Origin of the sequence: Streptomyces hirsutus, from assembly GCF_001418415.1 — a bacterium.
Lineage (GTDB): Bacteria > Actinomycetota > Actinomycetes > Streptomycetales > Streptomycetaceae > Streptomyces > Streptomyces hirsutus.
In genome coordinates this window covers 1-15,636 of the sequence record NZ_LIQT01000406.1, presented here as the reverse complement: position 1 = coordinate 15,636, position 15,636 = coordinate 1, and the positions used below count along the sequence as shown (strand labels likewise).

General features: G+C 69.4%; 18 protein-coding genes and 1 pseudogene. 4 read left to right on the top strand and 15 right to left on the bottom strand.

Annotated features, from left to right (window positions below; all coding sequences use genetic code 11):
* Positions 1-761, top strand: a pseudogene (locus AOK11_RS28315) (discoidin domain-containing protein); the annotation flags it as partial.
* A gap of 38 nt (positions 762-799) precedes the next feature.
* On the top strand, positions 800-1,213 hold the full coding sequence (locus AOK11_RS28310) for a DUF192 domain-containing protein (RefSeq protein ID WP_055596566.1): 414 nt from the start codon (positions 800-802) through the stop codon (positions 1,211-1,213).
* A 57-nt stretch (positions 1,214-1,270) separates the two neighbouring features.
* Here AOK11_RS28310 and AOK11_RS28305 read toward each other — a convergent pair whose 3' ends face one another.
* Entirely contained in the window at positions 1,271-1,786 is a 516-nt protein-coding gene (locus tag AOK11_RS28305; protein WP_055596563.1) for an ATP-binding protein, read from the bottom strand.
* 293 nt (positions 1,787-2,079) lie between these two features.
* Here AOK11_RS28305 and AOK11_RS28300 point away from each other — a divergent pair, with 293 nt between their 5' ends.
* Positions 2,080-2,931, top strand: coding sequence for a helix-turn-helix domain-containing protein (locus AOK11_RS28300; protein WP_055596562.1), 852 nt, complete (start codon positions 2,080-2,082; stop codon positions 2,929-2,931).
* 10 nt (positions 2,932-2,941) lie between these two features.
* The gene (locus tag AOK11_RS28295) at positions 2,942-3,133 is read left to right on the top strand and encodes a hypothetical protein (protein WP_055596561.1); all 192 of its coding nucleotides are present in this window, start codon (positions 2,942-2,944) and stop codon (positions 3,131-3,133) included.
* A 158-nt stretch (positions 3,134-3,291) separates the two neighbouring features.
* Here AOK11_RS28295 and AOK11_RS28290 read toward each other — a convergent pair whose 3' ends face one another.
* From AOK11_RS28290 to AOK11_RS28225, 14 genes are all read right to left on the bottom strand, one after another.
* A complete protein-coding gene (locus AOK11_RS28290; RefSeq protein ID WP_055596560.1) occupies positions 3,292-3,939 on the bottom strand; it encodes an OmpA family protein in 648 nt (215 codons plus the stop codon).
* An 8-nt stretch (positions 3,940-3,947) separates the two neighbouring features.
* Complete coding sequence (locus AOK11_RS28285) at positions 3,948-4,529, bottom strand: hypothetical protein (protein WP_055596559.1); 582 nt, start codon at positions 4,527-4,529, stop codon at positions 3,948-3,950.
* Positions 4,530-4,563: 34 nt separating this feature from the next.
* Positions 4,564-5,166, bottom strand: a complete 603-nt coding sequence (locus AOK11_RS28280) for a pilus assembly protein TadG-related protein (RefSeq protein WP_055596558.1) — start codon at positions 5,164-5,166, stop codon at positions 4,564-4,566.
* Positions 5,163-5,360, bottom strand: coding sequence for a Flp family type IVb pilin (locus tag AOK11_RS28275; RefSeq protein WP_055596557.1), 198 nt, complete (start codon positions 5,358-5,360; stop codon positions 5,163-5,165). Before AOK11_RS28275 ends, AOK11_RS28280 begins: the two co-directional genes overlap by 4 nt.
* Positions 5,361-5,520: 160 nt before the next feature.
* Complete coding sequence (locus AOK11_RS28270) at positions 5,521-6,432, bottom strand: response regulator transcription factor (protein ID WP_055596556.1); 912 nt, start codon at positions 6,430-6,432, stop codon at positions 5,521-5,523.
* Positions 6,433-6,475: 43 nt separating this feature from the next.
* Positions 6,476-8,095, bottom strand: a complete 1,620-nt coding sequence (locus tag AOK11_RS28265; protein ID WP_420903024.1) for a sensor histidine kinase — start codon at positions 8,093-8,095, stop codon at positions 6,476-6,478.
* Between the two features lie 25 nt (positions 8,096-8,120).
* Entirely contained in the window at positions 8,121-9,008 is an 888-nt protein-coding gene (locus tag AOK11_RS28260; RefSeq protein WP_055596555.1) for a DUF5936 domain-containing protein, read from the bottom strand.
* 48 nt (positions 9,009-9,056) lie between these two features.
* Positions 9,057-10,001: a type II secretion system F family protein gene (locus tag AOK11_RS28255; protein ID WP_055596554.1), complete on the bottom strand. Its 945-nt coding sequence runs from the start codon at positions 9,999-10,001 to the stop codon at positions 9,057-9,059.
* Between the two features lie 10 nt (positions 10,002-10,011).
* A complete protein-coding gene (locus AOK11_RS28250) occupies positions 10,012-11,349 on the bottom strand; it encodes a TadA family conjugal transfer-associated ATPase (RefSeq protein WP_055596553.1) in 1,338 nt (445 codons plus the stop codon).
* An 85-nt stretch (positions 11,350-11,434) separates the two neighbouring features.
* A complete protein-coding gene (locus AOK11_RS28245) occupies positions 11,435-11,827 on the bottom strand; it encodes a TadE/TadG family type IV pilus assembly protein (RefSeq protein ID WP_055596552.1) in 393 nt (130 codons plus the stop codon).
* 1 nt (position 11,828) lies between these two features.
* The gene (locus AOK11_RS28240) at positions 11,829-12,161 is read right to left on the bottom strand and encodes a pilus assembly protein (RefSeq protein ID WP_240497517.1); all 333 of its coding nucleotides are present in this window, start codon (positions 12,159-12,161) and stop codon (positions 11,829-11,831) included.
* A 118-nt stretch (positions 12,162-12,279) separates the two neighbouring features.
* The gene (locus AOK11_RS28235; RefSeq protein ID WP_055596551.1) at positions 12,280-13,548 is read right to left on the bottom strand and encodes a CpaE/TadZ family protein; all 1,269 of its coding nucleotides are present in this window, start codon (positions 13,546-13,548) and stop codon (positions 12,280-12,282) included.
* Between the two features lie 9 nt (positions 13,549-13,557).
* Positions 13,558-14,265, bottom strand: coding sequence for a Flp pilus assembly protein CpaB (cpaB, locus tag AOK11_RS28230; RefSeq protein ID WP_055596550.1), 708 nt, complete (start codon positions 14,263-14,265; stop codon positions 13,558-13,560).
* 69 nt (positions 14,266-14,334) lie between these two features.
* Positions 14,335-15,222 carry a hypothetical protein gene (locus AOK11_RS28225; protein WP_055596549.1) on the bottom strand — a complete coding sequence of 296 codons (888 nt, stop codon included), beginning with the start codon at positions 15,220-15,222 and terminating at the stop codon, positions 14,335-14,337.
* Positions 15,223-15,636 lie beyond the last annotated feature (414 nt).

Below are 15,636 nucleotides of genomic sequence, written 5' to 3'. Positions count from 1 at the left end.
CACCCCAGCTACCCGGCGGCGGCGGCTGGCACCGGTCCCACGAACTGCGACTCCTGGTCGACGACGGCGGCACCGCCCCCGTGGAGCGGGTGACCTGGCGCGACCAGCGCGGTAACTCCGGCGTGGCCGTGCTGCACACGCTGTCGAACGAGATCGAGGCCACCGATGTCGAGGCGAGCGACGAGTTCGAGGAAGCGGGAGAGATCGCGGAGAACCTCATCGACGAGTCCCGGAACAAGTGGCTGGCCGGTGACGACGTCGCGCTGCTCGACTTCACCCTCGCCCGTCCCGCCGCCATCACCTCGTACTCCCTGACGTCCGCGAACGACTGCGCGGAGCGTGACCCGCGCGACTGGACCCTCCTCGGCTCCCACGACGGCGAAGCCTGGACGCCCCTGGACGTGCGCATCGGCGAGCGGTTCACCGACCGCTTCGAGACGAGGGAGTTCTTCCTGCGCCCCCACCCCGACATGCCTGCCTTCCGGTTCTACCGCCTCGACATCACCCGCAACTCCGGCGGCAACGAAACCCAGCTCACCGGGGTCCGCTTCATCGAGGCTCCCGCCGGCAAGGGGTTCACCGGCTACTACCAGCGCTACAACGAGGGTCCGATCGGCTACCGGGGTACGCCGGTCCCCTCCGCTCCCGCTGCCGCCCTTCCGGCGCCCCGCCTCGCCTCGGACCTGGACGCCGCCGTGGCGAGCCTGACCGAGACCGCCCAGTCCCTGGCTGCCCTTGCGGCCCGCCTCCGCAGCAACTGACCATAAGGGGAAGGAGCAGAAGGGGCGGGGTGGTGACGGTGGCGTGGCGGGACGGGCATGGTGAGTTGGTCGTGCCGGGTGACGAGGGGCAGCCGGACGTGCGTGTGCCTCTGGAGATCGCCGCCTCCTACCGCGCCCGCACCAAGGGGTTGTTGGGGCGGACATCGCTCAACGGTGCGTTGCTCCTCTCCCCCGCCAACAGCATCCACACCTTCCGCATGCGCATGCCCATCGACGTCGCCTATCTCGACCGGCGTCTCCGCGTCATCGCCGTACGCACCATGCCGCCAGGGCGACTCGGGCTGCCCAGGGTGCGGGCGCGGCATGTCGTCGAGTCCGAGGCCGGGGCAATGGCGGAGTGGGGGTTGCGGAGCGGGGTGCGGGTGACCGTGGTGACGAGCCCTCCCGACCCCGATACCGGGCAGGCGACGCCCACCACGCCGCGCGCCTAGGGTCTTTCGTTTGAATCGGGCCTGATCAGGCCCTGGTCGCAGCAGCCGCCCGGCACTTCACGAGCGGGAGCCTTGAGGACCGCCGGCCGCGTAAGCACGTGCACCGCCCCTGGGGAGAACCGCCCACATTCGGGTCCCGCCACCCGGTTCCCGCGCGTTCCCGAAGCCCCACTCCCCCGCACAGGCCTTGACCACGCAGGCCAGCACACGGAGTGCCGCCCGGCGGCGGGCGTCGCAGGCCGCGAGCAGCCGGGGGGGCGTGTGGCGGGGATGGGCGTCGTAGAAAACCATACGGAGGGCGTCGTCCCGGTACCGCAGGGAGACGTACACCTCGGCTGAGGGCGCCAACCGACATGAGCACGCGGCCAGTTCACCCACCACCTGCACCGCCGCATCCATCACGTCGTCCAGGCCGTGGGCCCGCAGGATCGTCCTCGTCGCCGAGCGGGCGATCGCGGGGCTCCGCGGGGCGGCGGGGAGCGTGAAGCTGTAGGCGAGGGCCTCGGGGACAGGCGGGGCGGACGGCCGGTCGACGGGCACAGCGATCGGACAGAGGGACGAGGGTTCAGACATGGCAACTCCCGAGGACTGACGACTGATTGCTGATTTCTGCTTGCTGATCTGTGACGCGGTCCGGCCGGTGGCCTGCCTCCCTGACGCGGGCACACCCCTCCCAGGGCAGGAGGGTGCGGGTGAGCTCGCGTAATGCGCTTCCGGCCATCACGGATCGCGACTACTTCATCGCCGACAGTAGACAGCATGGGTGGCAAATTGCCACCCAACAGCTGAATTTGCCACTCGTCTGGGTGGACCTACCGAACCGACAAGGGGCAGACTGACGCCGCGACCATTGGAGGAAGTGACAGATGCCGCCGAGGGCAACGCCCACTCAACGTCAGCGACGACTGGGCGCGGAGCTGCGGAAGATGCGTCTCGCAGCAGAGGTGTCGACGGAGTACGCCGCCGGGCTGCTCGGCCTCGATCGGGCGAAGATCTCCAATATCGAGGCAGGGGTCCGGACCATCACTCCCGAACGCCTGCGCACCCTCGCGTGCAACTACGACTGCCGCGACGAGGAATACGTCGAGGCCCTCGCGGACATGGCCGGCGACCGGTCACGGGGCTGGTGGGAGTCGTATCGCGGTCAACTCCCCGCAGCACTAATGGACATCGCTGAAATGGAGTGGCGAGCCAGACGAGTCCGGGGCGGACTGGCCCTGCACGTGCCGGGCCTGTTGCAGACCGACGCCTATGCACGCAGACTGTTCGCCGCCGCCCTACCGCCACTGTCACCGGCCGAGATCGAACTGCGAGTGGCGCATCGCATGCAGCGTCAGCAGGTCCTGCACCGGAAAGCCCCGATCACGTACGTCGGCTACGTGCACGAGGCCGCGCTGCGCGTCGAGTTTGGCGGCACGAAGGTCATGCGCGCGCAGCTCGACCACCTCTGCGACCTCTCGGAACTCGCGAACATCGACGTGCGGGTGATCCGCTTCAAGGCCGGAGCTTTCCCCGGCGCCGGCCAGGGCCTCACTTACGCGGAGGCGGCAGTACCCCAACTCGACACGGCGGAACTGGACTCGGCTCACGGGCCCGAGTTCCTTCACGGTCAGTCCCAACTGGCCAAGTACCGTGCGCACCTGGACTGGATGGAAGAGGCGTCGCTCTCGTCGGCCGATTCACGCGATTTCATCCACACCATCGCCAGCGACCTCTGAGGAGCGCCCCATGGCAGACATCACCTGGGAAGAACCCTTCTGCGCCGAGGGCGCCAACTGCTTCCGCATAGGCACCGACTCCGACGGCAACGCCTACATCGCCGTCGCCGGCCAGGAGGACACTCCCCTCACCGACACCCGAGAAGCCCTCCGCAATCTCATCCTCGAGATCAAGTCCGGTAAGGCCGACCATCTGCTGTAGGACGCTCGGATGGTGGGAACCGGCAGAAGCCGGTGGACTGATCGGCCTCCTCCTCACTCGGCTTCGTAGCGCGCCAGGAAGTCGGCGACCACATCGGGCGGGTTGGCAGGGCTCGAAGCCGCTCGTAAGCATGTGGACGCCGGCTGGGAACCAGGTCGTCAGCTCGCTGTGCGGGGGAACGAGATTTCGACCCTGCGGTTCTTCTTACGGCCGGCTTCGGTGGAGTTGTCGGCGATCGGGTACTGCTCGCCGTAGCCGCGTACCTCGTAGGTGACGTTGGGGTCGTTCAGCTCCTGGCCCAGGATGGTGTGAACGGCATTCGCGCGCTTGCGGGACAGGACGTCGCCGTGGGCCGAGGAGCCCAGGTTGTCCGTGAAGCCGAAGACGCGGATCCTCGTCGCGTTCTGCTTCTTGATCTCCTCGGCGATCGCGCCGATGCGGGCCTTCGCCTGGGAGCTGAGCTTCGCGCTGTCCTTGCCGAACAGCACCTCGGCCTGCAGCGCGAACGTCACCTCCGCGTTGGTGTCCTCGCGGCGCTCGTCACCGCTCTGCTCCTCGACGACCTGCTTGATGTCCAGGACCTTCGGTTCGGCGAGGGTGGCGCCGTCGGGGAGCTTCAGGTCCGGGTCGTTGGGGTCGAGCTCGACGGGGGCGGAGGCGGTGGCTTGGGTGCCTGGGGGGACGCTGGGGTCGTCGGCGGCGGCAGCGCCGGTGACGCTGTAGAGGCTGGTGGCCACCAGGACGGTGACGGTGGTTGCTACGGCTGCGAGGCGTGGGGCCTCCAGTCGGGTGCGTGAGCGGGTCATCGCCAACCTCATCCAGCAATCGTGATGTTGCCGGAGGCGAACATCGGCAACTGGAAAGTCACTTCGGTCGTCTCGTTCGGAGGCGACGGAAACTGCATGAAGACCGGTACGATCTCGCCGGACTTGACACGGCTGATTCCCGTTGTGGTGAGAGGACGACCTTCTGTGTCACGCAGAACGTAGTAGCGCTTCTTGCTCTTGGAGTCGACCAGTGTCGCTCCACCGAGGGACTGGCCGTTCCTGATCACCTCGGTCTCATTACCGCTTAGTTGCGCAGGCAGGGTGAGCGTCTTGTCACTCTCATTCTTCAAAGTGCCGTTGACAGTGACGAAGCCCCCTGCATCCCGCTCGGCAGAGGTGACTCGAAGCAATAGGCCACCAGGTCCCTTCAATTCGATCTGGACCTGGTCCGTCGGTCCCTCCTGAGCACTCGGGGCGGACCCGTCGCCCTTGGAGGCAGATGCCGACTTCTCCGGACTCTTGCCGTCGTCTCCACCTCCACCGCAGCCAGCCACCCCGAGGGCCAGTCCGGCCGCAACAGTCAGCGCGACCATCCCCCTCTGGGCCTTCGTTGTGAACCGAATGCTCATGCCTCTGCTTCCTTAGTCACTCGTGGTTCGTCGGTCAGTCGGCCAGGTGGACATCGAAAAGGTCCTCGGGCTGCGGAAGGAGTTCCACCGGATCTTTCGGATCCAGATCCCACTTTTCGCCCTTGCAGGTGAGCAGCGGCAGTGTGTCCTCGGGAGCATCCTCCGCCAGGGGATCGAAGGTGCAGCGAGGATCGATCACCGCAGTGGCTTTTTCCTGCGACTTCATGTTCTCGGTACCGGGCACGATGGAGTCCCCCACGGTGTCGGTCGTCTCGACCTCGACCGTGTAGCCCAGCAACCCGTCCAGCCCGCACCCCAGGACAGCCGCGTCGTTCTGCGCCGCGAGTTGCTGTGCGCGCCAGCACGACTCGTCGAGCCCTTCGGCACTGCCGCCAAAGATCGCCCGCCACTTGGTCGGATCCAGAAGGTCCTTGACCCATGCACCCGCCAGTTGGTCACGCCTGTCCTGAGCCGCAGCCAGCGCGGCGGCGTCCGCGGCCGTCTGAGCGCCGTTCCTGTTGGCCGCGGCCTGCCCGACCGCCAAGTACGCGAACGCGAGAAAGAGCAGGCCCCCCACCACCGTTAGGTAGATGGGAAAAGCCTGCCCTGCGTCGCCGTACCTGCGGAACCGCCTCAACCGCCGGTGACCTCGGTGATCTTGTCCGTGATGGCATTGAAGATCGTCTGCCCGATACTCGTCCCCGTGATCGCCAGCACGATCGCCACCACCACCGCGATGATGCCCAGGTACTCCACCGCCGTCTGGCCCCTGTCGTTGCGGGCGGTGCGGGACTGGAGGTAGGTGACTGTGGTGTTGATCCAGTTGCTCATGGTGTTCCCCTCCGGCTGACGCGGTTGCGGCTTCCTTCAGGGTGCCGCATTCGATATCAGCAACGTACGGCGAATTTCCCGGCCCGCCAGAGGGCCCCAGGGCCCAATCCCGGGCCCAGTTGCCAGGCCGCCGCTTCGTCCCCCTTGACGTCACCGCAGGTCACCCCAGTTCTCGTGCGGAGTCCGGCGCCGTGCCGAGCCACTTCGCGGCGGCTTCGGAACGGCTGGTGCTGTGGAGCTTGGCGAAGATGCGGTTGATGTGGTTCTTGACCGTCTTCTCGCTGATGAAACAAGTGGCGGCGATCTGCCGGTTGTTCATGCCGGACGCGATGTGGTTCATGATCTCCGCCTCCCTGCTGCTCAGTGGGAACCTCGACCTGTCGAGAGCGGCTGCCGGACGACCGCTCGCCCACCCTGACGACGACTGTCCCATATCCGGTTGCAGCTGCGAAAGGTTTTGTGAAGAAACAGGCGGGAGTGCGGGGTGAGGTGTATCTAATTTCCCTGATGATGCTGCTTGTTGGAGGTTCATATACGGCGGCTTCGCCATGGAAATTTCGTATGCAGTCGCATCCGTGCGGCCTCCCAGGCCTTCCGGCAGGGGCGGGCCCGAGGGCGTCTTACGGAGCTGGGTCAGCAGTGCTTCCGCCGCCGTGGGGGTGAAGTGGGGGCGGCCGCGGCTGACGTCCCGTACGGCCGACACCAACTGGTCCGCCGTGAACTCGCCGTGGACCAGGTATCCGCCCGCTCCCCTGCGCAGTGCCTCCTCGACGATCTCCGACTCACCGCTGTACGTCAGCATCACCACCGGGGCGATCCGCACCAGGTACGGGAGGGCCGAGATGCCGTCCATGCCCGGCATCCGGACGTCGAGGAGGATGACGTCGGGGCGATGGTCGCGGGCCGCCGTGCAGGCCTCCCTGCCGTCTGCCGCCTCCGCCACGACCCTTATCCCCCCTCGGCCGGAGAGCAGGGCCGTCAGGCCCGCGCGGACCACGGGGTTGTCGTCGGCGACGAGGACCCGCAGGGTCGCGGTGGCCGGGGGCGCCTGGTTCGGCGTCATCCGCGTCATCGGGGTGCCTCCTCTCGAGGTGTACGGGGTGCGGGGTGCGGGGTCATCGGGCCGCCTCCGCTGTCGTGAACGTGCCGGTGCGGGGCCTTGGGGGTGCCAAGGGGAGTTCCAGGCGGACCTCGGTGCCGCGTGGGTGGGTGCCTCGGCCGACGCGGATGCGGGCGCCGATCGCCGCTGCACGCTCGACCATGCCGACCAGGCCGAAGTGGCCTTCGCTGCGGAGTTGTTCGAGGTTCGTGCCGGGCGGGAGGCCGCGGCCGTCGTCGTGGACGATGATGCGGAGCAGGCCGCCGTGGACACCCGCGCCGACGGCGACCCGGGTCGGGCGGGCATGGCGATGGGCGTTCTCCATGGCTTCTCCGACAATGGTGAGGACCTGGCGGGCCACCGGGAGGGGGACCGTGGCAAGGCGGTGCGACCGGTCCGCGTTGTCGCCGGTCCGGCCGAATGCCGCCGGGAGGCCGGTGCGGGCGCTGAAGTGGCGTGTGCACAGTGCCAGTTCGGCCAGTAGATCCACGTTCTGCCCCGTGTTCTGCCCCGCGTTCGTTCCCGTGCCCACCCCCTTACCTGCTCCCGTGCCCGCCGCCGCGCCCCGGGACGGCTCGCCGCGCAGGTCCGCCAGGAGTTCGCGGGATTCGGCGGCGGCTCTGCGGGCCGAGCGGGCGACCAGTTCCGCCTGTTGCCGTACCAGCGCCACGTTCACGTGTCCGGCGCTCGCCGAGCCGGCCAGGCCGTCGGCGGCCAGGGCGACGCCGTACAGGGTCTTCGCCACCGAGTCGTGCATCTCGCGGGCCAGGCGGGCCCGTTCCTCGCCGACCGCCTCCGTGGCGGCCAGGCGGGCCTGGACCGCGGTCAGGGCCCGGGTGGCCGTGCCGAAGCGGAGCATGAGGTTGCGGAGGCTGGAGCCGACCGCGCCGGCGATGACGCAGAGGCCCGGCAGGAACAGTGTCTCCGTGAGGCCCGTGTGCGGATCCGTGTCCGCCAGGGTCGCGTGGACCAGGAGCAGGATCAGGCCCTGGAGGGAGGCGAACGCCGCCGCCCCCCGCCATCCGTAGACCAGACCGGCGAGGAGCGGGGTGCAGACACCGGCGTAGGCGAGGAGGCTGTCGGGGCCGGCGGAGACGAGGAGGAGCGAGCCGAAGAGGGTGTCCACGGCGAGCAGGCTGGGGTGGCGCAGGAGGAGAGGGCCGAAGCGTTCCCAGTCCCGTACGAGGACGTAGGACCCCATGAAGGTGGCCACGACCGCGATGCCGACCAGGCGCACTCCCCAGTCCGGCCCCGCGTTGAGGAGGGCGGCGGGGGCGGCGAGTGCGATCATCGCCAGCCGGAAGCCGAACACCTGTCGGCACAGGGCCTGGAGGGCGTTGATCTGGAGGTCGACGTCCGGTGCGGGTGGAGGAGATGTGCCCCGGTCCCCGGCAGGACGGCCGTCGTTCACCGGAGGCACTGAGGGCTCCAGTTGCACCGGTGGCACCAGTGACACCGGTGCGTCCGGCACGCCCCTGGCGACCTGCTCCGGGAGGGCCGAAGGCTCCGGGAGGGCCGGGATGTCCGCCGAGGGCCTGGTGGTCCGGGTCGGCCGAGCGCGGTGCCACAGCCCTCTTCTGCCTCTCCGTCGGCCCTTACGCCCTGAGCGGGGCCTGCGTTCCCCGGTCGTCGTCATCCCACCGTCCACCGTCCCCTGCTCCCTACTCGCCCGTGATCGAGCCGAAGTCGGTGCCGGAGCCCAGGATCAGGCCCGCGCCGAGGAGGATCATCGTGGCCGGGACCATGAACGTGGTGATCATCATGGTGGCCTTGGGGACCGCGCGGGCCGCCTTGCGGCGGGCGTTCTGCGCGTCCGTGCGGCGCATGTCCTTCGCGAGGGCGACCAGCGTCTCCACGATGGGGGCGCCGAGTTCCTCGCCCTGCTGCAGCGCGGTGACGAACATGGCGACCTGCTCGGAGTCGTTGCGGCGGCGCAGTTCCGTGAAGGCCTGGCGGCGGCTCATGCCGAGGTCCATCTGGCGGAGCGTGATGCGCAGTTCGTCCGCCCACGGGCCCTCGTACTTGGTGGCGACCCGGTCCAGGGCCTGCCGGAAGCCGAGGCCGGCGCTGACGACGACGGCGAGAACGTCCAGGAAGTCCGGCAGGGTCCGTTCGATCACGTCCCGGCGGATGCGGATCGCCGACCAGATGCCGACCTCCGTCCAGAACGCGCCGAAGGCGAGCAGCAGCAGGGCGACGAAGAACTGCCCGCGCATGAGGAAGACCAGGAAGCCGAGGCCGCCGAGGAAGCCGTAGACCGCGCGGCGGGCGGCGTAGCGGTCGATGGTGAGGCCGCCGGGGTTGCCCGCGAGGTCGATTTTCCGGCGGTACTTGGCGACCCGCTGGGGGCCCATGAGGCGCAGGACGGCCGGGGCGTAGCGCATGCCCATGCGGTCGACGAGCGAGTCCACCGCGCCGGTGCGGGTGGCGCCGACCTCCAGGGCGAGGACCAGGTCGGCGGGGAGTTTCGCGTCGGCGCGGTACATGCGCACGCCGGCGAAGACGCCCCATACGGCGACGGCCATGACCAGCGCCAGCAGAAGTCCCATGTCAGTCACTCCCTCCTCTGCTTCCTCTGCCTTCCACGGTCAGGCTGCTCAGACGTCGATGCGGGACAGGCGGCGGATCAGGACGAAGCCGATCGCGTACAGGCCGAAGGCGACGATCACGGCGCCCTGGCCGACCGGGGAGCCGGTCATGCGTTCCAGGGCGCCGTCCTTCACCCCGTTCATCAGGAACAACGAGCCGACCCCCAGAACGGGGACGGCGTACGACGTCATGCTCACCTGGGAGAGCTGGGTACGGACCTCGCGCCGGGTCTCCTTGCGTTCCTCCAGGGTGTCGGTGAGGTTCCGCAGGGCGCTGACCACCTGGCCGCCGGCCCGGTTGGACAGCACCAGGGTGGTGACGAGGACGACGAGCTCGCGGGAGGGGAGCCGTTCCGCGAGCTCCCCCAGTGCGTCGTCCATCGAGGCTCCGAGGGCCAACTGGTTGTCCACCTTGGCCAGTTCCTCGCCGGCCGGTGCCTCCAGTTCTTCGGCCGCCATGCCGATCGCCGTCCGCAGGGCGAGGCCGGCCTGGGTGGCGTTGGCCAGGATGCGGGCGAGTTCGGGGAGTTGGTTGATGAACTTCTCGATGCGTTTCTGGCGTTGCCAGTCGAGGAACTGGAACGCCGCCCAGATGCCGAGCAGTCCGGCCAGCGGACCGAAGAACGGAGCCAGAACGGCCTGACCGGTGAGGAGGAGGCCCAGGCCCAGGGCGACCACGCAGGCGAAGAACTCGCCCGGGGTGATGTCGAGGCCGGTCGCCGTCAGGCGCAGTTCCAGTTTCCTGCCGAACCTCGTACGGCGCAGCCTGCGGTCCAGGGTGGGGAAGTGCCGCCGGCGCCCGTTGACCGTGACCTGGCCGGCGTACGCCAACCGGTCCACCAGCGCCTGCCGCTGAGCCCTGCCCGCGGCGTACAGGTGCACACCGACCACCGCGAGGACGCAGGTCAGCAGTGCGATGCCGGTGGTCAGCGTGATCAGGTTCTGCAGATCCATGACGGCGGTCCTACCTGGCTTCCCGGGTCGTGAGCTGGTCGAGGGAGCGGGCGATGCCGAAGGCCTGCGGAACGGGCTGACTCGCCATGTAGAGGCGTTCGGCGGTCCGGCGCGGGAGCGGGTGATGCTCGTACGCGCCGTAGATACGGCCGTCGGAGGCCATCGGCTGCGCGTTGAACCGGGAGACCGTGGCCAGCCGGTACGGCTCGCCCCCGTGGCTCTCCAGCAGGGCGATCTCGGTGATGCGGCGGGCGCCGTCGGCGAAGCGGGTGAGCTGGACGAGGACGTCGACGGCGCTGTTGATCTGGTCGTGCAGCGCGACGAAGGGGACCTCCACCTCCGACATGGAGGCGAGGGTCTGGAGGCGCATCAACGCGTCCTCCGCGCTGTTGGCGTGGACGGTGGCGAGCGAGCCGTCGTGGCCCGTGGACATTGCCTGGAGCATGTCCAGGGACTCGCCGCCGCGGACCTCGCCGACGACGATCCGGTCGGGGCGCATACGCAGTGAGTTGCGCACCAGGTCGCGGATGGTGATGCGGCCCTTGCCCTCGACGTTCGGCGGGCGCGACTCCAGGCGGATCACGTGCGGCTGCTGGAGCTGGAGTTCGGCGGAGTCCTCGATGGTGATGATGCGCTCGCCCTCGGGGATCAGACCGGAGAGGGCGTTGAGGAGGGTCGTCTTCCCGGTGCCGGTCGCGCCCGACACGATCACGTTGAAGCGGGCCTGCACCAGGCCCGCCAGCAGGTACAGCATGTGCTCGTCGAGCGAGCCGAGGCCGATCAGCTCGTGGAGGGTGAAGGAGCGCGGGAAGCGGCGGATGGTGAGGGTGGCGCCGGTCAGGGACAGCGGCGGGATGATGACGTTGACGCGCTCACCGGACGGCAGGCGCGCGTCCACCATCGGATTCGACTCGTCCACGCGGCGGTTGACCGTCGAGACGATGCGCTCGATGGTCTGCATCAGCTGGTCGTGGGAGGCGAAGCGCATCGGCAGTTGCTCGACCCGTCCGCCGCGCTCCACGAAGATCGCGTCGGGGCCGTTGACCATGATCTCCGTGATGGAGGGGTCCTCGAGGAGCGGTTCCAGGATGCCGAGGCCGAGTGCCTCGTCGACGACCCTGCGGATCAACTGCGAGCGCTCCACGGTCGACAGGACCGGGCCCTCGCGGCTGATGATGTGCCCGAGCACCCGCTCCAGTCTCGCCCGGCGCTCGGCGGCGGCCAGCGAACTCATCTCCGCGAGGTCGATCTCCTCGAGGAGCTTGGCGCGGTAGGAGGCGACCAGATGGCCGTCCTCGCCCCGGTTGCCCTTCTCCTCGGGGGAGTTGATACGTGCCCGCAGACTCATGAGCCCGGTGCTCCTCGTTCCTGGTTCGTGGTTCGTGGTTCCTGCTGCTGTGGTCGGTTTCCGGCAGGTGGTGGGTGGTGGGTGGTCAGTGGTCGACGGGCATGGTGGCGGTCTTCCGTGCCTGGCCGAAGTCCCAGCCCGGCACGATCGACGGGATGGTGATCGTGGCCGTGACGGTGACCTCGTCGCCGCCCCCGGACTCCCCGCAGTCGGTACGGCCGGCCAGCCAGCCGCTGACCGCGACGGTGCAGGCCGGCCCGGCCGCCTCGTCGAGCGAGGCGCTGCGGGCCCCCGCGCGGGCGGCGGTGCCGGCCTGCTGTGCGGTGTACGCGATGAGACCGAGCTGTACGCCGGCCATGGCGACGATGATGAGGATCGGCAGGAAGCCCAGATACTCGATCGCCACCTGCCCTCGATCCCGGCTGCGCCGGTGGCCCCGGCTCCGCCGGAGCCCGCCCCGCCTGTTGTCGTACGGCATCTCAGTCCCCCACCTCCTCCTCCACCGCGCCCGCGTGGCCCTTCACCTCGAAGGGGAAGTTGACGGTGCCGGGGAAAAGAACAGGGACGCGCAGCGTCACGTCGGCGGTGACGAAGCCGCCCCCGGTCCCGCAGTTCACCGTCGCCGCTCCCTCCCAGGCGCCGGGCAGCTTGTCCAGCCCTGCCGCCTGGCAGGCGCCTTGGCGCGCGCCCGGGTCCGCCGCGGTGGCCGCCCGTACCGCCTCGTCCGCAGCATTCCCCGCGAGGGTGAACGTGTATCCCAGCAGCACGAGTTGCCACAGCACCACGAGCGTCACGAGGATCGTCGGGATCATGCCGAGGAACTCGATGGTGACCTGGCCCCGGTCCCGGCCCCGGCCCCGGTCCCGGCCCTGGCTCCGGTCCAGGTCGAGGCCCCGGCCCGAGCGGGTGTGCGCCACCTCCCCTTTCACCTCATCCCCCTCCGTCCTTGCGTCGTCGGATGCTCACCGCTCCGCGGTCGCCGCGCAGCCGGTCTCCCCGCAGCCGACCGGACTTGTGGGCGCCCTCGGTGGGCTTGACCAGACCGAGTTCCCCGGCAAGGGTCCACAGGGCCTGCTTCACCGTGCTCTTGTTCTCCAGGTCGTGGACCCGGCCCGCGTCCACGACCTGCTGGAGTTCCTTGAAGTTGGCGGGGACCACGGTGGCCGCGACCGCGGTGCCGGTGATCTTCTGGATGAGCGGTGGCTGGATCTCCGTGCCCCGGGTGTGGCGGTTGACGACGACCGTGGTCTCCTCCGCCTTGCGGATCTGGAGCCGGTCCCACATCCGTACCGTCCGTTTGGCGCCCCGGACGGAGACCACGTCCGGGGTGGTGACCAGGAGCGCGGTGTCGGCGGTCTCGACGGCGGCCGCGCCGGCCCCGACGAGCTGGGCGCCGGTGTCGACGACCACGACCTCGTACCGGGAGCGCAGGGCGCCGATGATGTGGCGGGTGGCCCGGTCGGTGACGTCCTCGCCGCGTTCGCCCTCGGCGGGGGCGAGGAGCAGGGTGAGACCGGTGTCGTGGCGGAAGACGGCGTCGGCCAGGACGCGCGGGGAGATGTCGGTGATCGTGGCGAGGTCCACGACGGACCGCCGGAACTGGACGTCCAGGAAGGAGGCGACGTCCCCGGTCTGGAGATCCAGGTCGACCAGGGCGGTACTGCGGCCGGACGCCTGGGCGGCGAGGGCGAGGTGGATGGCGGTCAGCGTGGCGCCCACGCCGCCCTTGGCGCCGCTGACGGTGACGACCGTGCCGCCGACGCCGGTGAACACGTCGCCGCCGGCGCCGAGGTGGCGGCGCACGCCGGACGACCACTGGGCGACGGCGTGGACGCGGCTGGCGAGTTCCTCGTAGCTGAGCGGCAGGGCGACCAGGCCTCGGGCTCCGTAGTCCATGGCGGCCTGGAACAGGCCGGGACTGGCGTCGGAGGTGACGAGGACGACCCCGACGGCGGGGAAGCGCAGGGCCACTTCGCGGATCAGCTCCAGCGCGGGGACCGGGCCGATCCGTTCGTGCACGACCACGACCTCGGGCAGCTCGTCGATCGACTCGGCGGCCAGGCGCGCGAGGGTGTCGACGAGCTGGGTGGAGTCGACCACCGGAGCCATCGGCTCTGCGTCCGGGAGCTGGCTGAGCAGCGTGGTGATGGACCGGACGGCGTCCGCGTCACCGACTGCCGGGAGGATCCTCGTGGGCATGCGGGCCTCTCACTTGTCCTTCGCGAGTTCGTACGTACGGTCCTGCTCGGGGACCGTGGTGTCGCCGCCGGGGGCGACGAGCGCGAGTCTGACCCGCTGGGCGAAGGACTCGGCGTAGGTGATGCGCTGGGCGTCGATGGCGGACAGCGCGAAGGTGATGGGGACGGCGTCCGTGGGCTGCCGGCCGCGGTCGTTCTCGTCGGGTTCGAGGGCGGTGATCCGGCCGACGTCGAGGACCTTGGCGTTGGTCACGATGATCTTGGACTGGGCGGGGGCGCCTTCGCGTTCCCCTTCGAAGGTGGCGTAGACGTTGACCGACGAGCCCGGCGTGATCTTTCCGGCGACGCCGGTGGCCGCGTCGATCATGATGGCGACCTCCTGCTGCCCCGGCTGCAGGGCGGGCTGGTTCACGATCATGTCGCTCTGCAGCAGGGAGCCCTCGCGCAGGGTGGTGACGGCGATCTTGCCCCGGATGTCGCCGAGGTCGGTGACCGCGTTCTCCGACAGCCAGCGCTCGGGCATCTCGATCTTCTCGAACTGGCCCGTACTGAGCGGCGTATAGGGCGCCACATTGGTTTTCAGCCGGTACGCGGTGACCTCGGGGCCGACCTTGGACTCCACGTCGTTGATGACGGAGAGCACGCCGGCGAACGCGGCGAGGGCGCACAGGATCGACAGGAGCAGGAGTATCACGCCGCGGCGCTGACGGGAGTTCATAGACCGGGCAACCTCATTGGGGGATGTGGGCCGAGCGGATCGAGTGGGACGGCCGTCCGGCCGTCCGGGTCAGGTGCGCCGGACGAGGGCTCTACTGGCGCTCCTGCTGTTGCTGTCGCTTCTGTTGCTGCTTCTGTTGCTGTTGTCGTGGGCGGGTAGGGACGGTGGCGTGGCCGAACAGAACACGCACCGGTCACCGATGACGTCGATGCCGCACCAGTGACAGATGCCGCGCCGCACACTCGTGACCAGCTGGTAGAGGACGGAGAGGTCGGGCAGATAGCTGCAGAACTCGATGACCTTGCCGGTCCCCCACCAGCTCGGGGACTCGGCGGGAAGCGGCGCCTCGCGCAGCCCCTGCACCGTCCAGGACGGCGCCAGGGTGCCGGTGACCCAGTCGGACTGGAGCTGCCCCTTGGCGACGAGCATCCAGGTGCCGAACTCCGGTCCGTCCAGGGCGGCGTCGGGGCCGAGCCGGACGAGTTGCGGCTGCGGGTGGGCGAGGACGGCGAACTGGCTGCCGGGCATCCAGGACTTGGCGTGCTGCTTCAGGTTCACCGGGATCCGGTCGAGGCGCGCGACGGAGCCGAGCACGGCACCGGAGTGGATGTAGTGGACCAGCAGCCGGCCGGCCGAGGCGAGCACGCCGGGGCTGAGGTCGCAGGAGCCCAGCTGCCGCAACTGGCGGGCCAGTACGGCGACTCCGAGCGGGGGCAGATCGGGGCTGAAGAGGGCGACCCGGTCGGTCTCCAGCAGGGAGCGCAGGGTGTGCAGTCGTCGCAGGACGGCGACGGGTGTCACGTGGGAGCAGACCACGATGACGTGCCCGTGCTGCTCGATGAGCGCCTGGAGTTCGCTCAGGGCCTGTTCGAGCGGCAGGGTGGCGATGTCCCGCAGCACCACGGCGGGCAGGGTCCGTTCGTCCTGTGGTGGCAGCGCCAGGTCGGCACTGGTCACGGCAATGGCTGTTGGCACGCGCGGCTCCCCGTTCTCCCCATGTCCCTCGGCCCACCGGGAGTCACTCCGGTGCACCCTGATGACTTCGCTGCGTGACTATGCGAGCACTGTAACCACGGCTTTATGGCTGGAGAACAGCGTTTGTGTAGCTCGTAAGCAACTGGCGTTGCACAAGTTGCGCCAAAACGGGGCACGTTGAGCATCTTGCCGGTCTCGACACGGCTCGCAGGGTGGAGATCCCGCGCACCGCCTTGACGCCGGAACCCCGGCGCGGAGGTGACCGGCGGCCCGGAACGCCGGACGGCCGAAGGCGACCCGGCTTCCCGAAATTGGTCTGGACCCATTGACAACCCTATTGGTCTGGACCACCTTGTTGGTTCAGTGGCGACGCCCGCCATCCCCACGGCTCTCCCC

Bases quoted from the DNA above. Each gene is read 5' to 3' on its own strand.
- AOK11_RS28305 (WP_055596563.1), bottom strand. From the start codon at position 1,786: ATGTCTGAACCCTCGTCCCTCTGTCCGATCGCTGTGCCCGTCGACCGG.
- AOK11_RS28300 (WP_055596562.1), top strand. From the start codon at position 2,080: ATGCCGCCGAGGGCAACGCCCACTCAACGTCAGCGACGACTGGGCGCG.
- AOK11_RS28295 (WP_055596561.1), top strand. From the start codon at position 2,942: ATGGCAGACATCACCTGGGAAGAACCCTTCTGCGCCGAGGGCGCCAAC.
- AOK11_RS28290 (WP_055596560.1), bottom strand. From the start codon at position 3,939: ATGACCCGCTCACGCACCCGACTGGAGGCCCCACGCCTCGCAGCCGTA.
- AOK11_RS28285 (WP_055596559.1), bottom strand. From the start codon at position 4,529: ATGAGCATTCGGTTCACAACGAAGGCCCAGAGGGGGATGGTCGCGCTG.
- AOK11_RS28275 (WP_055596557.1), bottom strand. From the start codon at position 5,360: ATGAGCAACTGGATCAACACCACAGTCACCTACCTCCAGTCCCGCACC.
- AOK11_RS28270 (WP_055596556.1), bottom strand. From the start codon at position 6,432: ATGACGCGGATGACGCCGAACCAGGCGCCCCCGGCCACCGCGACCCTG.
- AOK11_RS28265 (WP_420903024.1), bottom strand. From the start codon at position 8,095: ATGACGACGACCGGGGAACGCAGGCCCCGCTCAGGGCGTAAGGGCCGA.
- AOK11_RS28260 (WP_055596555.1), bottom strand. From the start codon at position 9,008: ATGGGACTTCTGCTGGCGCTGGTCATGGCCGTCGCCGTATGGGGCGTC.
- AOK11_RS28255 (WP_055596554.1), bottom strand. From the start codon at position 10,001: ATGGATCTGCAGAACCTGATCACGCTGACCACCGGCATCGCACTGCTG.
- AOK11_RS28250 (WP_055596553.1), bottom strand. From the start codon at position 11,349: ATGAGTCTGCGGGCACGTATCAACTCCCCCGAGGAGAAGGGCAACCGG.
- AOK11_RS28245 (WP_055596552.1), bottom strand. From the start codon at position 11,827: ATGCCGTACGACAACAGGCGGGGCGGGCTCCGGCGGAGCCGGGGCCAC.
- AOK11_RS28240 (WP_240497517.1), bottom strand. From the start codon at position 12,161: ATGATCCCGACGATCCTCGTGACGCTCGTGGTGCTGTGGCAACTCGTG.
- AOK11_RS28235 (WP_055596551.1), bottom strand. From the start codon at position 13,548: ATGCCCACGAGGATCCTCCCGGCAGTCGGTGACGCGGACGCCGTCCGG.
- cpaB (WP_055596550.1), bottom strand. From the start codon at position 14,265: ATGAACTCCCGTCAGCGCCGCGGCGTGATACTCCTGCTCCTGTCGATC.